Source organism: Sphingomonas sp. S-NIH.Pt15_0812, from assembly GCF_003951315.1.
Classification (GTDB): Bacteria; Pseudomonadota; Alphaproteobacteria; order Sphingomonadales; family Sphingomonadaceae; genus Sphingomonas.
Genome location: NZ_QLJH01000031.1, coordinates 18,698 through 39,908 on the forward strand (window position 1 = coordinate 18,698; position 21,211 = coordinate 39,908).

Below are 21,211 nucleotides of genomic sequence, written 5' to 3' on the forward strand. Positions count from 1 at the left end.
GGACGATCTTGTGCTCCTGCGTTCGCAGGAGCACGGTAGCGACTCGGATCACCGACAGCCCGCCGATAGCGCCGACGCCGCCTTACAGCAGCAATTCCTGCGGCGTCAGGCGGCCGACATGGCCGCCGCCGCGCCGGCGCGCCATCTCCGTCTCGGCGGTGTGGCGGATGTCGGGGTCGCGGTCGGTCAGGAAGCCGATCAGGCTCTCCTCCTCGATCTCGCGCCATTCCTTGCCGCGATCGGGGCCGTAGCGGACGCGGGGCAGCAGGCCCGGCTCCTTCGACCATTGGATCAGCTGCGCGACCGACGCCTCGTTCAACTGGTCGCGCAGATGGTGCGCGGTGACATAGGCATCGGGAAAGGCGCGGTGGATCGGCAGGCCGCGCTCATGCACCATCCCCTCCGGCTTGCGCCAGTAGCGCAGCACCTGGTTGGAGAAGCTGGGGCTGTCCGGCCAGAGCCGGAGCGCGCATTTCCAGGTGCAGATCCAGTCGGCGCCGCGCGTCAGCGCCGGGGTGCAATATTGCTCCTCGAAACTGGCGCGGTGCGCGGCCAGCGCGATGCGACGGGGCCAGGGGTCGAGCACCGGCCGCGCGACATCGTGCCACCAGCGGGCATCGGCCACATCCTCGTCGCGGATATGGTGGATCGCCATGGTGATGGGCGGGATCGGCCGGCCGGGATTGACCAGGATGCTGCCGCCCTCGCCCTGCAAGTCCCAGCGCCCGTCCTGGCCCAGCGCCACGTCCTGCCAGCCGATCTCGATCACGGCATGGGCGGGCGGGGAATTGCCGGTCGTCTCGAGGTCGATGACGCGGATGATCGAGGGGGCGGGGGGAGGAGCCATGCCCCTATGTGGGGCCGGTTTCGCCGGAAAGCGAGGCCGCGACGCCGCAGGCCGCAAGATGCGACTCCACGCCCGCCAACAGGGTGGCGAGGTCGTCGGCATCGGTCGCCTCCGCCCGCACCGTCACGGCGGCTTGGGTGTTGGAGGGGCGCAGCAGCCACCAGCCCGTCCCCTGGCTGACCCGCAGGCCATCGGTGGTGTCGACCGCCACGCCCTCGGCCGCGAGTCGCGTGGCGACCGAGTCGACCACCGCCCATTTGCGCGACTCGGGCACCGGGATGCGCAGGTCCGGCGTCGAGACCAGGCGCGGCATCGCGTCGTGCAGGTCGGTCAGCGACCGCCCGGCGAGATCGATCGCGCGGATCAGCCGCACGGCGGCGTAGAGCGCATCGTCGAAGCCGTAATACTCGTGCCCGAAGAAGATATGGCCCGACATCTCGCCCGCCAGCGGCGCCCCGGTGTCCGCCATCAGGGTCTTCAGCGAGCTGTGCCCGGTGCGGCCCATCACCGGGGTGCCGCCCCATTGCGCGATCCGGTCGAACAGCGCGCGGCTGGACTTCACATCGCCGACCACCGTCGCGCCCGGCCGTTCCAGCAGCAGCCGCTCGGCGAGCAGCATCAGGATCTGGTCGCCCCACAGGATGCGACCCCGCCCGTCGACCGCGCCGATCCGGTCGCCATCGCCATCGAAGGCCAGGCCGAAATCCAGCCCCCGTTCCGCCACCAGCGCTTGCAGGTCGACCAGGTTCGCGGCGTCGCTGGGGTCGGGATGGTGATGCGGGAAATGCCCATCCGGCACGATGTGGAGCAGGTGATGCTCACCCGGCAGCCGCGCGGTCAGCCGCTCGACCACCGGCCCGGCCGCGCCGCTGCCGCAATCCCAGCCGATGCGGAAGGCGGGGGCGCGGCCCGGCGCCTGCCCCTGGAGCAGCCGGTCGACATAGGCGTCGTGCAGGTCGATCGACTCGACCGTCCCCGCTCCCCGGCTCCACCTGCCCGACTCGGCGAGCGCGCCCAGTGCCGTAATCCCCGGCCCATGCAGGCTGCGGTGGCGCAGCACCATCTTGAAGCCATTGTCGTCGCGCGGATTATGGCTGCCGGTCACCTGGATGCCGCCGGCCATGCCCGGCAGCACCGCTTCGGCGAAATAGAGCATGGGCGAGGGGCCGAGCCCGATCCGCACCACGTCCACCCCGCCCTCGGTCAGGCCACGCACCAGCGCAGCCTCCAGCATCTCCGAGGTCAGCCGACCGTCGCGGCCGACCACCACCCGGCCGCCGCCCGTCTCCGCCACGCGCGTCGCGAAGCAGCGGCCGATCGCATAGCCGTCCGCCGCGTGCAGCGTCCGGCCGACGGTGCCGCGCACGTCATATTCGCGCAGGATCACGGGGTCGAAGCGATGGCTCATGCCGAGGGGCCGAGCAGCCGGTCGCGCGCGGCATTGACCCGCTGCGCCAGTTCGGCCGATCCGCCGCGATCGGGGTGGACGCCCGCCAGCAATCGGCGGTGCGCCGCGCGGATCGCCGCCGCGTCGGCGCGGGGACCGACGCCCAGCACCGCCCGCGCCTCCGCCTCGTCGGCCGCCATGCGCCGCTTGCCCGACGGCTTCAGATAGGTCCACGCCGCCCAGATCAGCAGCGCGACGACCAGCCACTTCATCAGGATGGAATCACGCCGCGACGTCCGGCACGCCGGGGGCCTCGGCCATCTCCGCGCCCTGTTCGCGTCCGGCGATCTCGCCGGTATCGGGCAGTTGCAGCGCCGCCATCATCTCGCGCAGCTCCTGGCGCGCGGCGACATGGCCGATGCCCATCGATCCGATCGCCTTGGCGTCGATCATCGTCAGCCCCTGCGGGAACATCTCGCGATAGATCACGCGCTCGCCCAGACCCGGGATGATGCGGAAGCCGACCCGCTTGGCCAGCTGCGCCAGCGCGTCGGACACGCGGCGCATGTTGCGCGCCTCGATATGCTGGAGGCGGTTGCGCAGCACGACCCAGTCGATCGTGGTGCCGTCGGCGCGCGCCCGCTGTTTGCGCGCGTCCCAGATCAGCTCCGAATAGAAGGACGGGCGCGTCACCTGATAGGTGTCGGGATCGACCTGGCCGATCAGGTCGAAATCGACGAAACTGTCGTTCATCGGCGTGACCAGCGTGTTCGACAGCGTCGCCGCCGTGCGCGCGAAATAATCGTCGCGGCCGGGCGTGTCGACGACCAGATAGTCGCAATCCTGCTCCAAGTCGCGCCACGTCGCCTCGAAGAAGTCCTCGCTCTCGCCGTCATGCGTGGCATGGCGCGGCATCGGCAGCTCCAGCCCCTTGGACCGGATCGTCTGGGCGCGATTGTCCAGATAGCGGCCCACCGTGCGCTGGCGATGATCGAGGTCGAGGCAGGAGACGCGCGCCCCCTTGGCAGCCAGCGCGATGGCGACGTGCACCGCGGTGGTCGACTTGCCGGTGCCGCCCTTTTCGTTGGCGAAGACGATGACGTGGGGCATGCGCCCTCTTCTTCCTTATTGCTACTGCGGTCTCCCCTCCATAGAAGCGCCCGCCGTTGGGTGCGAGGGAAGTTTTGCGTATCGCCCGTCGATCCCATATGCCGTTCTGAAGGAGTCCTGCCGTGCTGACCGTTCGCGACCTCAACGACTTGCGGGCGTCGATCGCCGGCTGGCGAGCCGAGGGCGCGCGGATCGCCCTGGTGCCGACCATGGGCGCGCTCCATGCCGGCCATATGGCGCTGATCGAGGCGGCGCGGCGGCCCGGCACCCGCGTCGTCGCGTCGATCTTCGTCAATCCCAAGCAGTTCGGCCCCAACGAGGACCTGTCGCGCTATCCCCGGCGCGAGGGGGCGGATGCGCGCATGCTGGCCGAGGCGGGCTGCGACCTGCTCTGGCTGCCCTCGGTCGAGACCATGTATCCGGCGGGGTTCGCGACCACCATCTCGGTCGCCGGGGTCAGCGATCATTTCGACGGCGCGGCGCGCCCCGGCCATTTCGACGGCGTCGCCACCGTCGTCACCAAGCTGTTCCACCAGGTCGGGCCCGACGCCGCCTATTTCGGCGAGAAGGACTATCAGCAGCTCGCCGTGATCCGCCGCTTCGCCGCCGACCTCAACCTGCCCGTCGAGATTGTCGGCGTGCCGACCCAGCGCGAGGATGACGGCCTGGCCCTGTCGTCGCGCAACATCTATCTGGACGAGACGGAGCGCGCCCGCGCGGTCGCGCTGCCGCGGGCGCTGGGCGTCGCGACTCGCGCGATCGGCCGGGGCGAGCCGGTCGAGTCGGTGCTGGACGATGCACGCCGGGCGCTGGAGGGCGCGGGCTTCGTCATCGACTATGTCGCGCTCGCCGATGCCGAGACGCTGGCGCCCGATCCCGAACCCGGCCGGCCGCGCCGGCTGCTGGCGGCGGCGCGCATGGGCCAGACCCGGCTGATCGACAATGTTCCGGTAGAATAAGGGCATATGCTCAACAGATTAGGTTAATGGCGTTAACTATTTCTTGAGTCGAATCGGTGCATGAATGAGTCCCATGAGCAATGAGGACGAGTCATGGGCAATAGTTTCAAGAGTGCGCAGTTCCTGATCGAGAGTCGAGTCGCCGACGCCGCCGCGGGCGATGTCGACGCCTTGTTCGACCTCGGCATCTGCTACCAGACCGGCACCGCCGGCTTGCCCATCGACCTGATCGAAGCCCATAAATGGTTCAATCTCGCCGCCGTGCGCGGTTCGCAGGCGGCGCATGACGCCCGCGCCGAGGTGGCCGAGGAACTGACCGCGCGCGAGATCGCGACGGCGCAGGCGGCGGCCCGGGCGTGGCTGCGCCTCACCACCAGCATCCGCCACGCGGCCTGATCATCGGCCGCCGCCGGCCCGGTCAGGGCTTGCGGAACTTGTAGACGAACTGGTCGGTCCGGCCCCGGATGGCGGGATCGAAGACGTTCTTCGAATGATCGTCGGCCGGGTTGCGCAGCACCTTGCTCTCGCCGACGAAGCGGAAGCCGGCCGCCTCGACCTGACGGCGCACCGCCGCCGGATCGATCCGGTGCGTGGTGCCGGTATGGGACAGCTCGGTGCCGGGCGCATCGGCATGGTCGATCACGATATAGGTGCCGCCCTTCTTCAACAGCTTGAACACCGCCGCGTCGAAGGACCGCAGCGCCGGCTCGCCGCCACCGCCATTGGGGATGTCGTGATAGTTTTGCGCCGTCCAGAACAGGTCGACCGGCACCGGCGCGGCCGGCAGGTCGCCGGACTGGACCTCGGCGGTGACATTGGCCAGCCCGCGTGCCTGGAGCGCGGGCAGCGACTTGGCGGCGTATTTCGCCCCCGCCGCCGGCCAATAGGCATAGACATGCCCGTTCGCGCCGACGACGCCGCTGAAGATCCGCGTCCAATATCCGCTGCCCGGCAGGTAATCGACCACCACGTCGCCCGGCTTCACGCCGGCGAATTGCAGCACCGCCGCCGCCTGGCGCCGGGCATCGTCGCCCTGCTGGTCGGCGCGCGCCGGATCGGCGAGCGCGCGCGTCACCGGCGAGGCCGCCTGTTGCGCGGCGAGGGGGGCGGCCGCCACCAGCATCATCGCCGCCATCGTCCATCCTGGCTTCATCATCGCTCTCCTTATCCTCTGGATCAGGCCAGCATATCGCGGACCATCGGGATCACCTGCCGGCCGTAACGCTCGACACAGCCCATCAGCCGGTCGTGCGACAGCGGCCCGGCGCTGTATTTCAGGTGGAAGCGCGACAGGCCCAGCGTGCGCACCGTGGCGGCGATCCTGCGCGCCACCGTCTCCGGCCCGCCGACATAGAGCGAGCCGGCGCGCACCTCCGCGTCGAAGGCGGCGCGCTGGAGCGGCGGCCAGCCGCGCGTCGATCCGATGCCGTCATGCATCCGCTTGTAATCGGGGAAGAACTCATCGGCGGCACTGGCGTCGTCGCGACCGACATAGCCGGGCGAATGGACGCCGACCGGCAGCATCGGCTGGTTCCGGTCCCGCAACGCGCGGGCATAGAGATCGACAAAGGGGCGGAAGCGCGCCGGATCGCCGCCGATGATCGCCAGCAGCATCGGCAGCCCGTAATGCGCCGCGCGCACCACCGATTGCGGCGACCCGCCGACCCCGATCCAGGTGGCGAGCGGCGCCCTCTCGACCGGCGGGTGGATCGCCTGGTCGGTCAGCGCCGGGCGGACATGGCCGCGCCACGTCACCGGGCCGCCGCGCCGGATCGCCGCGAACAGGTCGAGCTTCTCGTTGAACAGCCGCTCATATTGGTCGAGCGGATAGCCGAACAGCGGGAAGCTTTCGGTGAAGGAGCCGCGGCCCAGGATCGCCTCCGCCCGGCCCGACGACAGCGCGTCGAGCGTCGCGAACCGCTGATAGACGCGGACCGGATCGTCGGACGACAGCACCGTGACCGCCGAGGCGAGCCGGATGCGGCCGGTGCGCGCCGCGATCGCCGCCAGCACCGTCTCGGGCGAGGAGATGGCGAAATCGGCGCGGTGATGCTCGCCGACGCCGAACACATCGACGCCCGCCTGGTCCGCCAGCACCGCCTCCTCGACCGTGTCGCGGATCGCCTGGGCCGGGTGGACGGCAATGCCGGCTACCTCGGTCACGTCGCCGAACGTATCGAGCCCGAATTCCGTCATCATCGCTCCACGCTTGCAGTCACTTGTGACCTATCGCGGTTTGGCGAGAAGCGAAACGTTCCTGCCGGCACCGTCCGCGTCTAACGATCGATCGGCGCGAAGGAAAACAGGCCGCGGCGATAGTTGAGGGTGATGCGCAGCCGCGTCGGCGCATCACCGACCCGCGCGGCGGCGGCGCGGGCATGCGGCTTCCACCAGCCGATCGTCGGGTTGCCGGCGAAGCCGACGCCGTCATGCCACAGGCTGAAGCGATGGTTCGCGTCGCGATCGTGGAGCAGGCTGATCGCATAGAGGCCGGGGCCGGGCGCGCGGATGCACAGCGTCACCGGCCCGGTCGCCGGCACCGGCCGGTCGACGCGGCGGAACGGCTTGCCGGCCGCGACCAGGGTGTCGTCGTCCGCCAGGAATCCGCGTCGTTCGCCGGATAGAGTTCCAGCCGCAACCGGCCCCGGCGGTCCTTCAACCCGTCGACCGTAACAATGAAGGCGGGGCCGTTCTCGCCGGGCGCGCAGGTCGCGTCGCGCGTGCCGAGCGCGGGGTGGACGGCGGCGAGCAGCGCCAGCGCCGCGATCATCGCCGCCGCGCCGCGGCGATCAGCCCGGCGGCACCCAGCACCATGCCGACCAGCAGGTGCGCGGCCAGGATCAGCGTCGCCATCAGCGTCATCGCCTCCGCCACGCGCGCGCCCTTGCCCACCAGCAGCGCGGCGAACCCGGCGAAGACCAAGTCCTTGTTGGGTAGCAGCGGGAGGCGCGCGACCAGCAGGCGGAGCGTCGACAGCACCAGCCACCAGCGCACCGCCACGCTCGGCAGCATCAGATGCCACATCAGCGCCGCCAGCACGGTGGTGGCGATGGTGCGGAGCAGGTGGACGCCCGAGATCATCCAGAGCGTCGGCGCGGGCAGCGTGAACAATTGCCGGCGCAGCAGCAGCAGGACGAGCGACAGGCCGATCACCAGCCCGATCGACCAGAGCAGCGTCGATCCGCTGATCCCCATGTCGAGTGATCCGACCAAGGGCGCGGCGACCAGCACCATCGCCAGCGTGGTGCCGTTGCCGACCAGCGCCGACAGGATCGTCACGTCCTTGATCGCGCCGAACGGCGCGGTGCCGGGGGCCATGTGGCGGCGCGCCCAGGCGTAGAAATAGACCTCGCCGATATAGCCGAGCAGCAGCTCGTTGCCGACCAGCTTGCGCAGCAGCGGCACGAAGCCCGACAGCGGCAGGCTCCAGAGCCGGCGGAAGATCACCCAGTCCGCGACCGGCCCGGCCATGTAATAGAGCAGGAACACCAGCCAGAAGCCGACCCCTGCGGGCAGCAGCGTCCGGAGATGGGCGAGGTCCAGCCCGCGCAACTGCCACACCACCGCGCCCAGGATCGACAGCGACACGACGGGCGCCAGGATCTTCGACCAGCGCGAGACGGGCGCCTCCGGGTCGGGCGCGGTGGCGTCCGCCATCGCCTGGTCGATCATCGTGTCGCTCATGCGACGGCTCCCCCGGTCGTCCGCGCCACCTGCGCGAAGGTCGCCCAATAGCGGTCGGCGGCGGCCTCGATCGTGAACCGCCGCGCCTGCGCCAGGCTGGCGGCATCGTCCTGGTCGCCGGGCCGGGCGGCGGCGATCGCATCGGCCAGCGCCCGGACATCGCCGACCGGCACCAGCGTGCCGAGCGCGCCGTCCCGCAACAGCGCGCTCATGCTGCGACTGCACCGCGTCGCGATGATCGCGCGACGGGCGGCGAGCGCCTCCAGCACCACCGCCGGCACGCCCTCGAAATCGGACGACAGCAGCAGCACGTCATGCGCCGGCAGCAACTGCGCCGGATCGGGGCGATAGCCCAGGAACTCGACGCGTGCCGCGATCCCCAGCCGCTTCGCCCGCGCCTCCAGCGCGGCGCGGTCGGGGCCGTCGCCGATCAGCGCCAGCCGGTCGTCCGGCCCGCTGCCCTGCGCGAAGGCGTCGAGCATCAGCGCGATGTTCTTCTGCGCCGCCAGCCGCCCGATCGCGACGAAGCGGCGGCCGGGCCGGGTGCGCTCCGGTTCGGGCAGCGCACGGAGCCGGTCGATCAGCTCCTCGGACAAGGCGGGATCGGGGATGACGGTGATCCGATCGGCCGACACGCCCGTCGCCTCGGCGATCTCGGCGAGCATCGGCGTCTCCATGCCGGTGAAGTGATCGATGAACCGGCCCTGGAGGCGCAGCCAGCGGCGATAGAACCAGCGCTGCCAACCGGGCGTGTCGCGGCGGTCGAGATCGTTGCTGATCTTGGCGACGATCGGCGGGCAGTCCCGGCCCAGGATCAGCTTCATCGCCACCGCCACCACCGCATAGCTGTTGCCCGCGCAGAACAGCAGATCGGGGCGCAGCGACCGGATGACGCGCGGCAGCGTCGCGATCATCCACGGGGTTTCCCAATGCGCGATGCCGGGCCAGCGGCCGCGCGGCATCACCGCCTCCAGCCCCGCGCCCACATCCGTCGCCATCGCGCCGTCCGCGCGGCCCAGGAACAGGGGCGCCTCCCGCCCGTCCGCGCGCCAGTGGCGCACGAGCCGCAGCGCGATCCGCTCCACCCCGCCGGGCTCGTGGCTGTGCAGGAAGGTCAGGACGCGCAGCGGCGTCGGGGGGTGGGCGGGGGGCATGACGGCGCTTGATCTCATGGCATCGGACATATTCAAACCGTCATGGCGAGCGCAGCGAAGCCATCCAGCGTCGGATCAGGACGCTCTGGATGGCTTCGCTGCGCTCGCCATGACGACATGGACACGGGTCATGTCACCGTCGCCATGGCGTTGCTGTCCACGCCATGGCGGTGACACGCCGCGCTCTAGAAGATAAGACGCCGCCGCCCGTCCGACCCGCAGCGGGCCGGACGGAAAAAGCGTCGCCCGCCACCGTCAGACGTCGAGATTGGCGACGTTCAGCGCGTTTTCCTGGATGAACTCGCGCCGCGGCTCGACCACCTCGCCCATCAGCTGGGTGAAGATCATGTCGGCGGCCGAGACATCCTCGCTGGTCACGCGCAGCATCGAGCGGTTGGACGGATCGAGCGTGGTTTCCCACAATTGCTCGGCGTTCATCTCGCCCAGTCCCTTGTAGCGCTGGATGGCGAGGCCCTTGCGCCCCGCCGCCAGCACCGCGTCGAGCAACTGCGAGGGCCGCGCGACACGCGATTCGCCGCGCGCCAGGGTGGCGGCGGTCGCCTCCTCCTCCGCCGCGCCGTCCTCGGCCGCATCCGCCTCGACGCTCGCCACGCCGCGCGCCGGCACCAGCTTGCCCGCCTGGGCGAAGCTGTCCGCCTGTTCGGCCGCCAGCGTATGGAGCTTGCGCGCCTCGGCCGAGGAGATGAACCCCGCCTCGACGATGTGATGGTCGGTGACGCCCCGCCACAGCCGCTCGAAATGGATGCCGCCTTCATCGGTCAGCCGCGCCGACCAGCGCGCCTCATGGTCGCCCGCCTCCAGCCGGCGGGTCACCTCTGCCACCCGGCCCTGGCGCTGCTCGCGCGTGAAGCTGGGGTCGAGCGCGCCGGCCAGCGCCAGCACCTCGATGATGACCGGGTCGTAGCGGCGCGGCACATAGCGCATCAGCGTGCGCATCCGCCGCGCATGGTCGGTCAGGTCGCGCAGGTCCGCGCCGGTGCGCGGGCCGGTCGCCGTCTCGAACACCATCGCCGACACGCCGCCCTCGACCAGGTAATTGTCGAGCGCCGCATCGTCCTTCAGATAGACCTCCGACCGGCCCTTGGTCGCCTTGTAGAGCGGCGGCTGGGCGATGAAGAGGTGCCCGCGCGCGATCAGCTCGGGCATCTGGCGGTAGAAGAAGGTCAGCAGCAGCGTGCGGATATGCGCGCCGTCGACGTCGGCGTCCGTCATGATGACGATCTTGTGGTAGCGCAGCTTGTCGGCGTTGAATTCCTCGCGGCCGATGCCCGTTCCCATCGCCTGGATCAGCGTGCCGATCTCCTTGGACGAGATCATCCGGTCGAAGCGGGCGCGCTCGGTGTTCAGGATCTTGCCGCGCAGGGGCAGGATCGCCTGGAAATGGCGGTCGCGGCCCTGTTTGGCGGAGCCGCCGGCGGAATCGCCCTCGACCAGGAACAGCTCGGACTTGGCCGGGTCCTTTTCCTGGCAGTCGGCCAGCTTGCCGGGCAGCGAGGCGATGTCCATCGCGCCCTTGCGCCGGGTCAGCTCGCGCGCCTTCTTCGCCGCCTCGCGCGCGGCGGCGGCGTCGATCACCTTGCCGACGATCGAGCGGGCATGCTGCGGATTTTCCTCCAGCCATTCGGCCAGCTTGTCGGCCATCAGGCTTTCCAGCGGCGCGCGCACCTCGGACGAGACGAGCTTGTCCTTGGTCTGGCTGCTGAACTTGGGGTCGGGCAGCTTGACGGAGACGATCGCGGTCAGCCCCTCGCGCATGTCGTCGCCGGTCAGCGTCACCTTCTCCTTCTTCAACAGCCCCGACTTGTCGGCATAGCTGTTGAGCGTCCGGGTCAGTGCGGCGCGGAACGCGGCGATATGCGTGCCGCCGTCGCGCTGGGGAATGTTGTTGGTGAAGGCCAGGACGTTCTCGTAATAGGAATCATTCCATTCCAGCGCGACGTCCATGCCGATCGAATCGCGCTGCCCGTGGATCGCGATCGGATCGGGAAAGAGCGGCGTCTTGGCGCGATCGAGCCATTTGACGAAGGCGGCGATCCCGCCCTCGTAGAATAGTTCGATGGTCTTCGGCTCGTCATGCCGCGCGTCGGTCAGGAACAGGCGGACGCCCGAATTGAGGAACGCCAGCTCGCGATAGCGATGCTCCAGCTTGTCGAAGTCGAATTCGGTGATCTTGAAGGTGGCGGGGCTGGGCAGGAAGGTGACGCGCGTCCCCTTCTGCCCCTCGGCCGCCGGGCCCACGACCTTGAGCGGCGCGACCGCGTCGCCGTGCGCGAAGCGCATGAAATGCTCCTCGCCGTCGCGCCAGATCGTCAGGTCCAGGAATTCGGACAGCGCGTTCACCACCGACACGCCGACGCCGTGCAGGCCGCCCGAGACCTTATAGGCATTGTCGTCGGACGTGTTCTCGAACTTCCCGCCCGCGTGCAGCTGGGTCATGATGACCTCGGCCGCCGACACGCCCTCCTCGGGGTGGATGCCGGTCGGGATGCCGCGCCCATTGTCGGTGACCGACACCGATCCGTCGGGGTTGAGCGTGATGTCGATCCGGTCGCAATGCCCGGCCAGGGCCTCGTCGATGGCGTTGTCCGACACCTCGAACACCATATGGTGGAGGCCCGATCCGTCGTCGGTATCGCCGATATACATGCCCGGACGCTTGCGCACCGCGTCGAGGCCCTTCAGCACCTTGATCGACGAGGCGCCATATTCGTTACTGGGGTTCGTTGCCATTTTGGAGATATAGCGAGGGACGCGCAAACTCCCAAGGCATTTGGCGGTTCCCTGGCCGGGTTGCACGCGAGCCGCGACCGCCGGACCGGGCCGGGCCGCGGCGGTCGACCTTCGTCAGCCGGGTCGGGCGAGTGCGTGCCCCGCCTGCCAGCCGTCGATCCCCGCCCAGCCGGCAAAGCCCAGCGTGCGGATGCGTCGCCAGCGCCGCTCGGTCATCCCGCCCAGCGCGATCCGCGTCGCGGCCCCACCGATCCGCGCCGCGCGCATCGGTCCCAGCGCCCTGGCCCCCGGATGCGAGCGGGTGGCGAAGACCGGCGAGACCAGCACCAGTCGCGCGCCCGCCCGTCGACCCGCCGCCGCTTCGCGCGCGTCATGCGCGGGCCAGCTCGTCGCGCCGCGCACCCGGCCATGCAGCCCGGCCGCCCCCGGCAGCGGGGGCCGCGCCGCCAGCAGCACCAGCCGCCGCGCCCGCGCGATGCGGCGGACGCGCCGGAAGATCGCGCGGCGCTCGGCCGGCGGCGTCGCATGATGGCGGAAGATCACGCCGCTGCCCGGCGGCAGGCGGCGCAGCATCGGCCACAGCCGGTCGCCGACCCGTTCGTCGGTCATCAGCCAGCGCATGGGGTATCGGGACGCCACGTCCGCGCCTATAGGCCGCGCCATGATCGAAGACGAGAGACTGACCGCGATCCGCGCCCGCATCGACGGCGCGGCGCGGCTCGCCGGCCACGCCCCCGACACGGTGACCCTGGTGGCGGTCAGCAAGACGCGTACGGCCGAGGAGATCGCGCCGCTGATCGCCGCCGGGCAGCGCGTCTATGGCGAGAATCGCGTGCAGGAGGCGGAGGGCAAATGGCCGGCGCTGCGCGACGCGAATCCCGGTATCGCGTTGCACCTGGTCGGGCAGTTGCAGTCGAACAAGGCGGCGGACGCGGTCGCGCTGTTCGACGCGATCCATTCGGTCGACCGGCTGTCGCTGGTGACCGCGCTGGCCCGCGCGATGGAGGGCGGGCGTCGGCCCGATTGCTTCGTGCAGGTCAATATCGGCGAGGAAGCGCAAAAGGGCGGCTGCCCGATCGGCGAACTGCCGGCGCTGCTGGCCGCGGCGCGGACGGCGGATCTGCCGGTGAAGGGATTGATGGCGGTGCCGCCCCTTGGCGTCGATGCCGCGCCCTATTTCGCGCTGCTCGTCAAGCTGGCGCGCGACCATGGGCTGGCGGGCCTCAGCATGGGCATGTCCGACGATCTGGAGACGGCGGTGATGCTGGGCGCGACCCATGTCCGCGTCGGCACCGCGCTGTTCGGGGCACGGGCATGAGCCTCGCCACGCAGTTCGACGCGCTGCTGTTCGATTTCGACGGCGTGCTGCTGGAAAGCGAATCGGCGGGCAATCGCCATATCGCCACCTTCCTGACCGAGGCGGGCCATCCGACCACGCCGGCCGATTCGATGGCGCATTTCATGGGACTGGCGGGCCCCGACTTCCTGGCGGCGATCGAGCGGCATATCGGCGCGCCGATCCCCGCCGGCTTCGCCGAGGCGCGCAAGGCCGAGGATCTTCGCGCGCTGGACGAGGGGCTGGGCGAGGTGGCGGGGGCGGTCGCCTTCGTCCGGTCGCTGCCGGCCGACCTGCCCAAGGCGATCTGCTCGTCCAGCCCGGTCCACTGGATCGACACGCATCTGCGGCATCTGGGCCTGCGCGACGTGTTCGGCGATCATCTCTATTCGGGGCGCGAACATGTCGCGCGCGGCAAGCCCGCGCCGGACCTCTACCTCCATGCCGCCGCGCAACTGGGCGTCGACATCCGCCGCTGCGCGATCCTGGAGGATTCGCCGGTCGGCGCGACGGCGGCGGTGGCGAGCGGCGCCTATGTCATCGGCCTGTGCGCGGGCGAGCATTGCGCGATCGGCCATGCCGAACGCCTGCGCGCGATCGGCGTCGACGCCACCGCGCAGGATTTCACCGAAGTGGCGCGGCTGCTGGGATGATCGGGGCCGACGCTCCGGCGGCGCGTGCGCTGGCGGACGTCGCTGCCGCGATGCGAGGCGCACATCACGACTGGTGGATCATCGGCAGTGCCGCGGTCATGCTGCTTGGCGGCGATACCAGGATGGCGGACATCGATCTCCTGATCGACCCACGCGACAGTCAGGGCGTGCTTGCGCGCTTGAACGTCGCGCCCCTCCCGTCCGATTCCAACGAGCGATTCCGGTCCGGGACGTTCGCGCGCTGGACCGCGTCAACGATGCCGGTCGAGATCATGGCGGACCTGCACGTCCGGAACGACGGAGAATGGCAGCGCGTCACGCTGACGACCCGTCGATCCGTGTCGGTGGCAGGCGAGACCCTGTACGTGCCGGAGCGTGCGGAGATGGTGGCGCTGTTGCATCGCTTCGGCCGGTCGAAAGACCTCCAGCGAGCGCGACTCCTGACGATCGAGCCGTAGGACGTTACGTCCCAGCGACGCTCAACCGCGATCCAGCACCCGGCGCAGCGCGCGCGACAACTGGTCCAGCGAATAGGGTTTGTGCAGCAGGTCGAAGCCATGCTGCGCATTCTCCGCCAGCACATGGCTGTAGCCGCTGCACAGCACCACGGGCAGCGTCGGATGGTTCCGGCGCAGCGTCATCGCCAGCTCGACGCCGTTCATTCCCGGCATCACCACGTCGGAAAACACCACGTCGAAGCGTGACGGTGCCTCCTCGATCATCGCCAGCGCGGCGGTCGCGTTGGTCGCCAGCACGCTCTGATAGCCGATCTCGCTCAGCGCCTCGGTGGCGAAGCGGCTGACCTCCTGATTGTCCTCGACCAGCAGCACGCATTCGCCGCGCCCGTCGATGCCGTCATCCACCGTGTCGCGCGGGCCGGGCGCGGCGGTGCCGACGACGCGCGGCAGATAGATGGAGAAGGTCGCGCCCTCCCCGAGCCGGCTGTCGACGCTGACATCGCCGCCCGACTGTTTGGCGAAGCCGATCACCTGGCTGAGCCCCAGGCCGGTGCCCCGGCCGACGCCCTTGGTGGTGAAGAACGGCTCGAAGATCCGCATCTGGTTCTCCGCCGCGATGCCGTCGCCGTCATCGGTGACGGAGACGATCACGAAGTCGCCGGCGATGTCGTGATGGCCGCGCAGCGAGGGGATGCCGGGCGCGGGGGCCACCGTGATCCGCAAATGGCCGCTGCCCCCTTCTCCCCGGCGGCTGCTGCTGCCGACGATGGCGTCGCGGGCGTTGACGACCAGATTGACCAGCGCCGTCTCGAACTGGCTGCGATCGACCTCCGCCAGGCAGGGCGTGCCACCCGCGTCGAAGCTCAGCGCGATGCGGCCGCCGACCAGGGTGCGGACCATATCGAGGATGCCCGCCACCGCCACGCCCACGTCGATCAGTTCCGGGGTCAGCGCCTGGCGGCGCGCGAAGGCGAGCAACTGCCCGGTCAGCTTGGCGGCACGATCGGCGGTGTCGCTGATCGCATCGACATAATGATCGCGCTTGGCGGGCGACAGGTTCGGCCGGCGCAGCAGCTCGACCGAGCCCCGGATGATCGTCAGCAGATTGTTGAAGTCATGCGCGACGCCGCCGGTGAGCTGGCCGATCGCCTCCATCTTCTGCGCCTGGCTGAGCTGTTCGCTGGCGAGGCGCAACTGTTCGGCGGCGATCTTGGCATCGGTCATGTCGCGACCGACCGCGAAGATCTCCGTATCGCCCGGCGCCGCCACCCACTGGATCCAGCGATAGCTGCCGTCCTTGTGACGGATGCGCATCTCGAACTGCGGGAGGATCATGTCCTTGGCGGTGACGATCGCCGCCTCGGTCGCCGCCACGTCGTCGGGATGGGCGAGCGTGTCGCCGGACAGGCCGACCAGTTCGGCCTGGTCATAGCCCAGCACCTGCGTCCAGGCCGGGTTGACGGTGAGATAGCGGCCATCCGCCCCCACCACGGCCATCAGGTCGGGCGACAGGTTCCACATCCGGTCGCGCTCGGCGGTGCGTTGCGCGACCAGTCGCTCCAGGTCCCGGTTGAGCGATTCGAGCTGGCGCTGCCCGTCCTCCACCGCCCGGTCGGCCAGCACCCGCGCCGTCGTCTCTTTGGTGAAGATGAACAGGCCGACGATCGCGCCGTCCTCGCCCAGCACCCGCGAATAGGAGAAGCTCCACCAGGTCTCGGCGGCACCGCGATCGGTATCCAGCTTCCAGGGCAGGTCGACGAAACGCTGGCTGCGCCCGGCAAAGGCGGCCTCGACGATCGGCCTGGCCTGGTCCCAGGCATCGGGCCAGACCCGCGCCAGCGTCGAGCCCATCGCGCCGTCCAGCCGGGGGCCGAGCAGCGGGAAATAGGTCTCGTTGAAGAAGAAGAACAGCTCGTCCCGACCCCAGCACAGGATCATCGATTCGGGCGAGTTGAGCAGCAGGCTGAGCGCGGTCTTGAACGCCGGCGACCAGCCTTGCGGCGGCCCCAGCGGATGGTCGGTCCAGTCGCGCGCCAGGATCAGCCGCGTCGCCGCGCCCCCGCCCGACAGGAACGCCAGGCCGGGCGGCAGATCGCCATCTGAACCATGTGAGTCGTAAAGCGACATAAGCTCCGGACGGCGTTGGACGGGGCGGGCATGACCAGCCTTCCGGCAGCCGTCAAGACCGGACGCGCGCGCGGCATCCGGTGCCGCCAAGCCATTGGGGATGGGGCAATCTACGATCCATTATGGGACAGGCGAAAATAGGTCCTTTTGTAAATGAACCATTTACCAGGGCGCACATTGAGCGGGCGCCGTGGGCGGGGTGCCGCCTCGGGTCTTCTGGGCTCAACGAAGGACTTCTCTCTATGCGTCTCACCAAAGCTGCTCTGGCCGTGTCCGCGGTCTTCCTCGCCCCGACCGCGGCCAACGCCGCCGTGATCGGCAGCCTGGGGGGCGGCACCGGCACCTTCGCGACGCTGAGCAGCGCCGGCCTCGATGGCGGCACGGTCGCGACGCTGAGCGGCGGCACCGTCTATGCCTCGGACCGGCCCTTCGCCGACATGCCCGAGGGCACGATCTTCGGCGGCACCTTCCTGGCGGCGGGGCCGCTTGCCGGTCAGCCGGCGCGGCTCAGCTTCGGCTCGGCGCTCAGCTATCTCAGCTTCCTCTGGGGCTCGCCGGACACCTATAACCGCCTGACGGTGTTCACCAACCAGGGCAGCTACGACTATACGGTCGACTCGCTCGACTTCGCGGTGCGCAACGGCAACCAGGCCTTCTCGCAATATGTGCAGTTCGCCGCGAGCGCGGGCGAGGCGATCACCGGCATCTCCTTCACCAACGAGCCGGCGCGCGACGCGTTCGAGTCGGCCAACTTCAACTACACGCTCGCCACCGCCGCGGTGCCGGAGCCGGCCACCTGGGCGATGATGCTGCTCGGCTTCGCCATGATCGGCGCGGCCGCCCGCTATCGCCGTCGCGGCGTCGCGGTCACCTACGCCTGATCGGCATCGGAGCGGGTCGCCGGTCACCCGGCGGCCCGCCTCCACCCCCGGCCGATCCGATCGGGGTCGCCGCAGGATCGTGCCGAACCATGGCCGCCAGCCGCGAACAGGCGGCGCCCGGCTCGGGCCACCATCATCCTCAACAACCATTTGCTCGACCGCCAGCAGGTCGAAGCCGGTCCGGACGCCCTCGACGCGCACCCGACGACCGAGATGACGCCGCCATCGCCCGTCGATGTCGACCTGCCAGCGTCCGCCATCGTCCATCTCCACCACCGGCCCGAGCGCGGACATCCGCAAGGTGCCGGTCACGACATGGCGTGTGCCCCTGGGCATTGTGGTCTCCCCCGAAGTCCGACGTGGTACACCCCCACTATCGGACTTGCGGTCGATCCCTCGGTGATCGGGGAGTTAGTACACCAACCTAGATTGGTCCTGCGGCCTTTGGGCTGGAAGCCTTGGACATGCGCCACAGGCTCCCCGACCATGAAGGTCAGGAAGTGTGACGCTGTTACGGTCAGCATCTACCGTCTAGGTCGGGGGTACTAATCCCCAGAGCCATGCGTACCGGCTCCGCCTGCCGTTATGAAACGGGGGGAGACGGCGTGCAATCGCGATCCGTTATGTCGGACGGGTGTACGCCGGAGCTGGGGACCGCATCCTATGGCAAGCAGGCGGGCGCGGCCGGGCCGCCGGGCGCTGACACCCTAAGCGCGCTACAGTGGCGCGAGATGAGAGGATGGTGGGTCCGCCGGGGCTCGAACCCGGGACCTCTCGATTAAAAGTCGCTTGCTCTACCGACTGAGCTACGGACCCAATGGCCGCGTGACTAGGGACAGGGGCGGCGGCGGTCAACCATCGTGCGCAATTGTCGAATATGGCGATGGGTCAGCGGATCGCGCCAGCGGCCCGCGACGGCGGCCAGCGGGACCAGCACGAAGTCGCGCGATCGGAAAGCACCGTGCGGGATCGTCAGGTCGCGCGCGCGCCATGTCCCGCCCGACCACAGGATGATGTCCAGGTCGATCGGCCGCGCGCCCCAGCGCCGGCCGCGCCGTCGGCCGAGGTCGCGCTCGATCGCCTTCAGCCAGGCGAGCATCGCCGGCGGCGCAAGATCGCTGTCGACCAGGGCGGCGGCATTGGCGAAGCGGCGGATCGAGGGGCCGAGCGGCGGCGTGCGGATGATCGGCGATACGTGATGCGCGCCCAGCCGCGCGGCGGCGGCGGCCACCATCGCCTCCGGCCGGCCGGCGCGCCCGCTTCTGTTGGAGCCGAGCGCGATCGCATAGGTTGTACGCGTCATGGCCAGCGCTTACCCGCAAATCACCGCATCCGCATCCTCACCCATTCCGGAGACCGAACCGCCGCACGACTGTCCGCGCTGCCCGCGCCTGGTGGCGCTGCGCGAGACGCTGCGCGCCGAGCATCCGGACTGGTGGAACGCGCCGGTCACCGCCTTTGGCGACCCGGAGGCCTGGCTGGCGATCGTCGGCTTGGCGCCCGGCAAGCATGGCGCGAACCGTACCGGGCGGCCCTTCACCGGCGATTATTCCGGCGACCTGCTGTTCGGGACGCTGCGCAAATATGGGCTGGCGGGCGGCACCTTCACCGCCGATCCGGGCGACGACCTGCATCTGAGCGGCGCGGCGATCGTCAATGCGGTCAAGTGCCTGCCCCCCGCGAACAAGCCGCTGCCGGAGGAAATCCGCAACTGCCGGCCGTTTCTGGAAGGCCAGCTCGCCGCCCTGCCCCAGGTGCGGATCGTCGTCGCGCTCGGCCAGATCGCCCACCAGTCGGCGGTGAAGGTGATGGGTGGCCGCCTGCCCAAGGCGCGCTTCGGTCATCTGGCGGAGCATGTCCTGCCCGATGGCCGGATACTGATCGATAGCTATCACTGCTCGCGCTACAACCAGAATACCGGCCGCCTCACCACGCCGATGTTCGAGGCCGTCTTCGCCCGCGCGGTGGCGCTGCGGGCGGAGATGGCGGTCTAGCTCAGATGTCCTGCACCAGCCGGCCGTACAGCTCCGGCCGCCGGTCGCGGAAGAAGCCGAAGGCGGCGCGGTGGCGCTTGACCCGGTCGAGGTCGAGCGTCGCGACGATCACGCCCTCCTCCTCGCGGTCCAGCTCGGCCAGGATGTCGCCGCGCTCGTCGGTGATGAAGCTGGTGCCGTAGAAGGTCTGGCCATGTTCGGTGCCGACTCGATTGGCGGCGATCACCGGCACGACGTTCGACACCGCATGGCCGACCATCGCCCGCCGCCACAGCCGCGCGGTATCGAGCGACGTATCATGCGGCTCGCTGCCGATCGCGGTGGGATAGAAGAGCAGTTCCGCCCCCATCAGCATCATCGCGCGCGCGGTCTCCGGATACCATTGGTCCCAGCAGACGCCGACGCCCAGCTTCGCCGAGGGGCCGTCCCACACCTTGAAGCCGGTATTGCCGGGGCGGAAGTAGAATTTCTCCTCATAGCCCGGCCCGTCCGGGATATGGCTCTTGCGATAGACGCCGCGCACCTCGCCGTCCGGGCCGATCATCGCCAGGCTGTTGTAATGATGGGGGCCGTCCGCCTCGAAGAAGCTGGTCGGGATCCACACCTTCAGCGCCTCGGCCAGCGCCTGCATCGCCAGCACGGCCTTGTGCTCGCCGACCGGACTGGCATTGGCGAACAGGCCCTCGTCCTCGACGCGGCAGAAATATTCGCCCTCGAACAGTTCGGGCGGCAGGATTACCTGCGCCCCCTGGCCGTGCGCCTCGCGCACCAGGCGCGAGACGTTGGCGATGTTCGCATCGATATCCGCCGAGAAGGCGAGCTGGAGCGCGGCGACGGTGATTTCGGTCATGCGCGCCCAGATAAGGGTTCAGGCGGCGTCCGTCACCCGCTTCCTGGACAGATCAGGCGGGAATCTGCTGCGAGATGCAGTGGAAGCTGCCGCCGCCGGTCAGGATATGGTCGGCGCGCTGGCCCACCGCCTGCCGGTCGGGGAACAGCGCCTGCACCGCTGCCACCGCCGCCTCGTCATTCTCCGCGCCATAGAGCGGCACGACCACGGCGGCGTTGCCGATATAGAAGTTCATATAGCTGGCGGGCACGATCTCGTCGTCGCGGATCACCCGGCCGGGCGAGGGGAGGGTGACGACCTCCAGCCCCGCCGCGGTCAGCGTGCGGTGGGCGGCCTGATAGACCTGCCAGTTGGGATCATTCTCCGCCGCCTCGGGGATCGCGACGCGGCCCTCGCCGACGAAGCGCGCCAGATTGTCGACATGGCCGTCGGTATGGTCGTTGAGCAGCCCGTCGCCCAGCCACACCACCCGGGTCAGCCCGAGATCCTCGGCCAGCCGCGCGGCGATCTGGTCGCGGGTCAGCGTCGGGTTGCGATTGACGTTGAGCAGGCATTGCTCGGTGGTGACGACCGTGCCGGTGCCGTCGCCATCGATCGCGCCGCCCTCCAGCACCCAGTTGCAATAGCCGACCTTGCGGCCCTGCGTCTGGGCCAGCCGCATCCCGATCGTGTCGTCGCCGGGCAGGTCGTATTTGCCGCCCCAGCCGTTGAAATCGAAATCGCGCGCTTGGCCGTCGCCGATCAGGATCGGGCCGGTGTCGCGCAGCCAGATGTCGCCGAAGGGCTGCACCTCGACCTGCGCGAAGGGCGCGAGCGCGGCGGCGGCGGCGGCCGATTCGGCATTGGCGCAGACCAGGATCACCGTCTCGCCGCGGCCATCGGCATGGACGGCGCGAGCGAAGGCGGCGACCTCCGCACGCGCCGGCTCCAGATCCTCGACCCAGAGTTCGGGATGGCTGGGAAAGCCGATCCATACCGCCTTATGCGGCGCCCATTCGGCGGGCGGCGGCGGGGTGGTGG

23 protein-coding genes, 1 tRNA gene and 1 pseudogene are annotated in these 21,211 nt (G+C 69.8%); 7 read left to right on the forward strand and 18 right to left on the reverse strand.

All coding sequences use genetic code 11. The annotated features are described in order from the left end of the window. Positions 1–82: 82 nt before the first annotated feature. From BRX43_RS16385 to BRX43_RS16400, 4 genes are read right to left on the reverse strand one after another with little or no spacing between them, the layout of a single operon-like run. Entirely contained in the window at positions 83–847 is a 765-nt protein-coding gene (locus BRX43_RS16385) for an exonuclease domain-containing protein (RefSeq protein ID WP_125996166.1), read from the reverse strand. Positions 848–851: 4 nt separating this feature from the next. Next, positions 852–2,255: a phosphomannomutase/phosphoglucomutase gene (locus tag BRX43_RS16390; RefSeq protein ID WP_125996167.1), complete on the reverse strand. Its 1,404-nt coding sequence runs from the start codon at positions 2,253–2,255 to the stop codon at positions 852–854. Beyond that, positions 2,252–2,506, reverse strand: coding sequence for a J domain-containing protein (locus BRX43_RS16395; protein WP_125996168.1), 255 nt, complete (start codon positions 2,504–2,506; stop codon positions 2,252–2,254). The genes BRX43_RS16390 and BRX43_RS16395 overlap by 4 nt, the downstream gene beginning before the upstream one ends. 10 nt (positions 2,507–2,516) lie before the next feature. Continuing rightward, a complete protein-coding gene (locus BRX43_RS16400; RefSeq protein WP_125996169.1) occupies positions 2,517–3,344 on the reverse strand; it encodes a division plane positioning ATPase MipZ in 828 nt (275 codons plus the stop codon). Positions 3,345–3,466: 122 nt separating this feature from the next. On the opposite strand from BRX43_RS16400, the gene panC reads away from it, so the two are divergent. Continuing rightward, positions 3,467–4,303 (forward strand): pantoate--beta-alanine ligase, encoded by an 837-nt coding sequence (panC, locus tag BRX43_RS16405; RefSeq protein WP_125996170.1) that lies wholly within the window; start codon positions 3,467–3,469, stop codon positions 4,301–4,303. Between the two features lie 93 nt (positions 4,304–4,396). Then, positions 4,397–4,699 (forward strand): SEL1-like repeat protein, encoded by a 303-nt coding sequence (locus tag BRX43_RS16410; protein WP_125996171.1) that lies wholly within the window; start codon positions 4,397–4,399, stop codon positions 4,697–4,699. 22 nt (positions 4,700–4,721) lie between these two features. On the opposite strand, the gene BRX43_RS16415 is transcribed toward BRX43_RS16410, so the two are convergent. The 8 genes from BRX43_RS16415 to BRX43_RS16445 all read right to left on the reverse strand — a co-directional run bounded on the left by BRX43_RS16415 (position 4,722) and on the right by BRX43_RS16445 (position 12,501). Continuing rightward, positions 4,722–5,456 carry a class I SAM-dependent methyltransferase gene (locus BRX43_RS16415; RefSeq protein WP_125996189.1) on the reverse strand — a complete coding sequence of 245 codons (735 nt, stop codon included), beginning with the start codon at positions 5,454–5,456 and terminating at the stop codon, positions 4,722–4,724. Positions 5,457–5,479: 23 nt separating this feature from the next. Then, on the reverse strand, positions 5,480–6,499 hold the full coding sequence (locus tag BRX43_RS16420) for an LLM class flavin-dependent oxidoreductase (RefSeq protein ID WP_125996172.1): 1,020 nt from the start codon (positions 6,497–6,499) through the stop codon (positions 5,480–5,482). 80 nt (positions 6,500–6,579) lie between these two features. Then, positions 6,580–6,843, reverse strand: a complete 264-nt coding sequence (locus BRX43_RS21225) for a DUF2141 domain-containing protein (RefSeq protein WP_346962868.1) — start codon at positions 6,841–6,843, stop codon at positions 6,580–6,582. Further along, positions 6,822–7,073, reverse strand: a complete 252-nt coding sequence (locus BRX43_RS21230) for a hypothetical protein (RefSeq protein ID WP_346962869.1) — start codon at positions 7,071–7,073, stop codon at positions 6,822–6,824. Before BRX43_RS21230 ends, BRX43_RS21225 begins: the two co-directional genes overlap by 22 nt. Next, positions 7,070–7,987 (reverse strand): hypothetical protein, encoded by a 918-nt coding sequence (locus BRX43_RS16430; protein ID WP_125996173.1) that lies wholly within the window; start codon positions 7,985–7,987, stop codon positions 7,070–7,072. Before BRX43_RS16430 ends, BRX43_RS21230 begins: the two co-directional genes overlap by 4 nt. Further along, positions 7,984–9,141: a glycosyltransferase gene (locus tag BRX43_RS16435; RefSeq protein WP_125996174.1), complete on the reverse strand. Its 1,158-nt coding sequence runs from the start codon at positions 9,139–9,141 to the stop codon at positions 7,984–7,986. Before BRX43_RS16435 ends, BRX43_RS16430 begins: the two co-directional genes overlap by 4 nt. A gap of 255 nt (positions 9,142–9,396) precedes the next feature. Continuing rightward, positions 9,397–11,892 (reverse strand): DNA topoisomerase (ATP-hydrolyzing) subunit B, encoded by a 2,496-nt coding sequence (gene gyrB / locus BRX43_RS16440; protein ID WP_125996175.1) that lies wholly within the window; start codon positions 11,890–11,892, stop codon positions 9,397–9,399. Positions 11,893–12,006: 114 nt separating this feature from the next. Further along, positions 12,007–12,501 (reverse strand): thiamine phosphate synthase, encoded by a 495-nt coding sequence (locus tag BRX43_RS16445; RefSeq protein ID WP_125996176.1) that lies wholly within the window; start codon positions 12,499–12,501, stop codon positions 12,007–12,009. A 52-nt stretch (positions 12,502–12,553) separates the two neighbouring features. Here BRX43_RS16445 and BRX43_RS16450 point away from each other — a divergent pair, with 52 nt between their 5' ends. From BRX43_RS16450 to BRX43_RS16460, 3 genes are read left to right on the forward strand one after another with little or no spacing between them, the layout of a single operon-like run. After that, positions 12,554–13,210 carry a YggS family pyridoxal phosphate-dependent enzyme gene (locus tag BRX43_RS16450; RefSeq protein WP_125996177.1) on the forward strand — a complete coding sequence of 219 codons (657 nt, stop codon included), beginning with the start codon at positions 12,554–12,556 and terminating at the stop codon, positions 13,208–13,210. Then, positions 13,207–13,881 carry an HAD family phosphatase gene (locus BRX43_RS16455; protein ID WP_125996178.1) on the forward strand — a complete coding sequence of 225 codons (675 nt, stop codon included), beginning with the start codon at positions 13,207–13,209 and terminating at the stop codon, positions 13,879–13,881. Before BRX43_RS16450 ends, BRX43_RS16455 begins: the two co-directional genes overlap by 4 nt. Further along, complete coding sequence (locus tag BRX43_RS16460) at positions 13,878–14,339, forward strand: hypothetical protein (RefSeq protein ID WP_125996179.1); 462 nt, start codon at positions 13,878–13,880, stop codon at positions 14,337–14,339. The genes BRX43_RS16455 and BRX43_RS16460 overlap by 4 nt, the downstream gene beginning before the upstream one ends. A 21-nt stretch (positions 14,340–14,360) precedes the next feature. Here BRX43_RS16460 and BRX43_RS16465 read toward each other — a convergent pair whose 3' ends face one another. Next, complete coding sequence (locus BRX43_RS16465) at positions 14,361–16,466, reverse strand: PAS domain-containing sensor histidine kinase (RefSeq protein ID WP_125996180.1); 2,106 nt, start codon at positions 16,464–16,466, stop codon at positions 14,361–14,363. A gap of 242 nt (positions 16,467–16,708) precedes the next feature. On the opposite strand from BRX43_RS16465, the gene BRX43_RS21010 reads away from it, so the two are divergent. Continuing rightward, positions 16,709–17,347, forward strand: coding sequence for a PEPxxWA-CTERM sorting domain-containing protein (locus tag BRX43_RS21010; protein ID WP_241215011.1), 639 nt, complete (start codon positions 16,709–16,711; stop codon positions 17,345–17,347). 162 nt (positions 17,348–17,509) lie between these two features. Here the strand turns inward: BRX43_RS21010 and BRX43_RS21190 are convergent. From BRX43_RS21190 to folK, 3 genes and pseudogenes are all read right to left on the reverse strand, one after another. Then, positions 17,510–17,683: pseudogene (locus tag BRX43_RS21190) on the reverse strand (DUF5818 domain-containing protein); the annotation flags it as partial. Between the two features lie 404 nt (positions 17,684–18,087). Beyond that, positions 18,088–18,163 (reverse strand) — tRNA-Lys (locus BRX43_RS16480). A gap of 13 nt (positions 18,164–18,176) precedes the next feature. Continuing rightward, a complete protein-coding gene (gene folK, locus BRX43_RS16485; protein WP_125996181.1) occupies positions 18,177–18,650 on the reverse strand; it encodes a 2-amino-4-hydroxy-6-hydroxymethyldihydropteridine diphosphokinase in 474 nt (157 codons plus the stop codon). Between folK and BRX43_RS16490 the strand changes: the two genes are divergently transcribed. Next, a complete protein-coding gene (locus BRX43_RS16490; RefSeq protein ID WP_125996182.1) occupies positions 18,649–19,341 on the forward strand; it encodes a uracil-DNA glycosylase in 693 nt (230 codons plus the stop codon). The genes folK and BRX43_RS16490 overlap by 2 nt on opposite strands. A 1-nt stretch (position 19,342) precedes the next feature. Here the strand turns inward: BRX43_RS16490 and aguB are convergent, their stop codons facing one another. Both aguB and BRX43_RS16500 read right to left on the reverse strand, forming a co-directional pair. Then, a complete protein-coding gene (gene aguB / locus BRX43_RS16495) occupies positions 19,343–20,191 on the reverse strand; it encodes an N-carbamoylputrescine amidase (RefSeq protein ID WP_125996183.1) in 849 nt (282 codons plus the stop codon). A gap of 52 nt (positions 20,192–20,243) precedes the next feature. Further along, positions 20,244–21,211 (reverse strand): agmatine deiminase family protein (locus BRX43_RS16500; protein ID WP_241215012.1); only part of this gene is annotated, 968 nt, incomplete at its 5' end.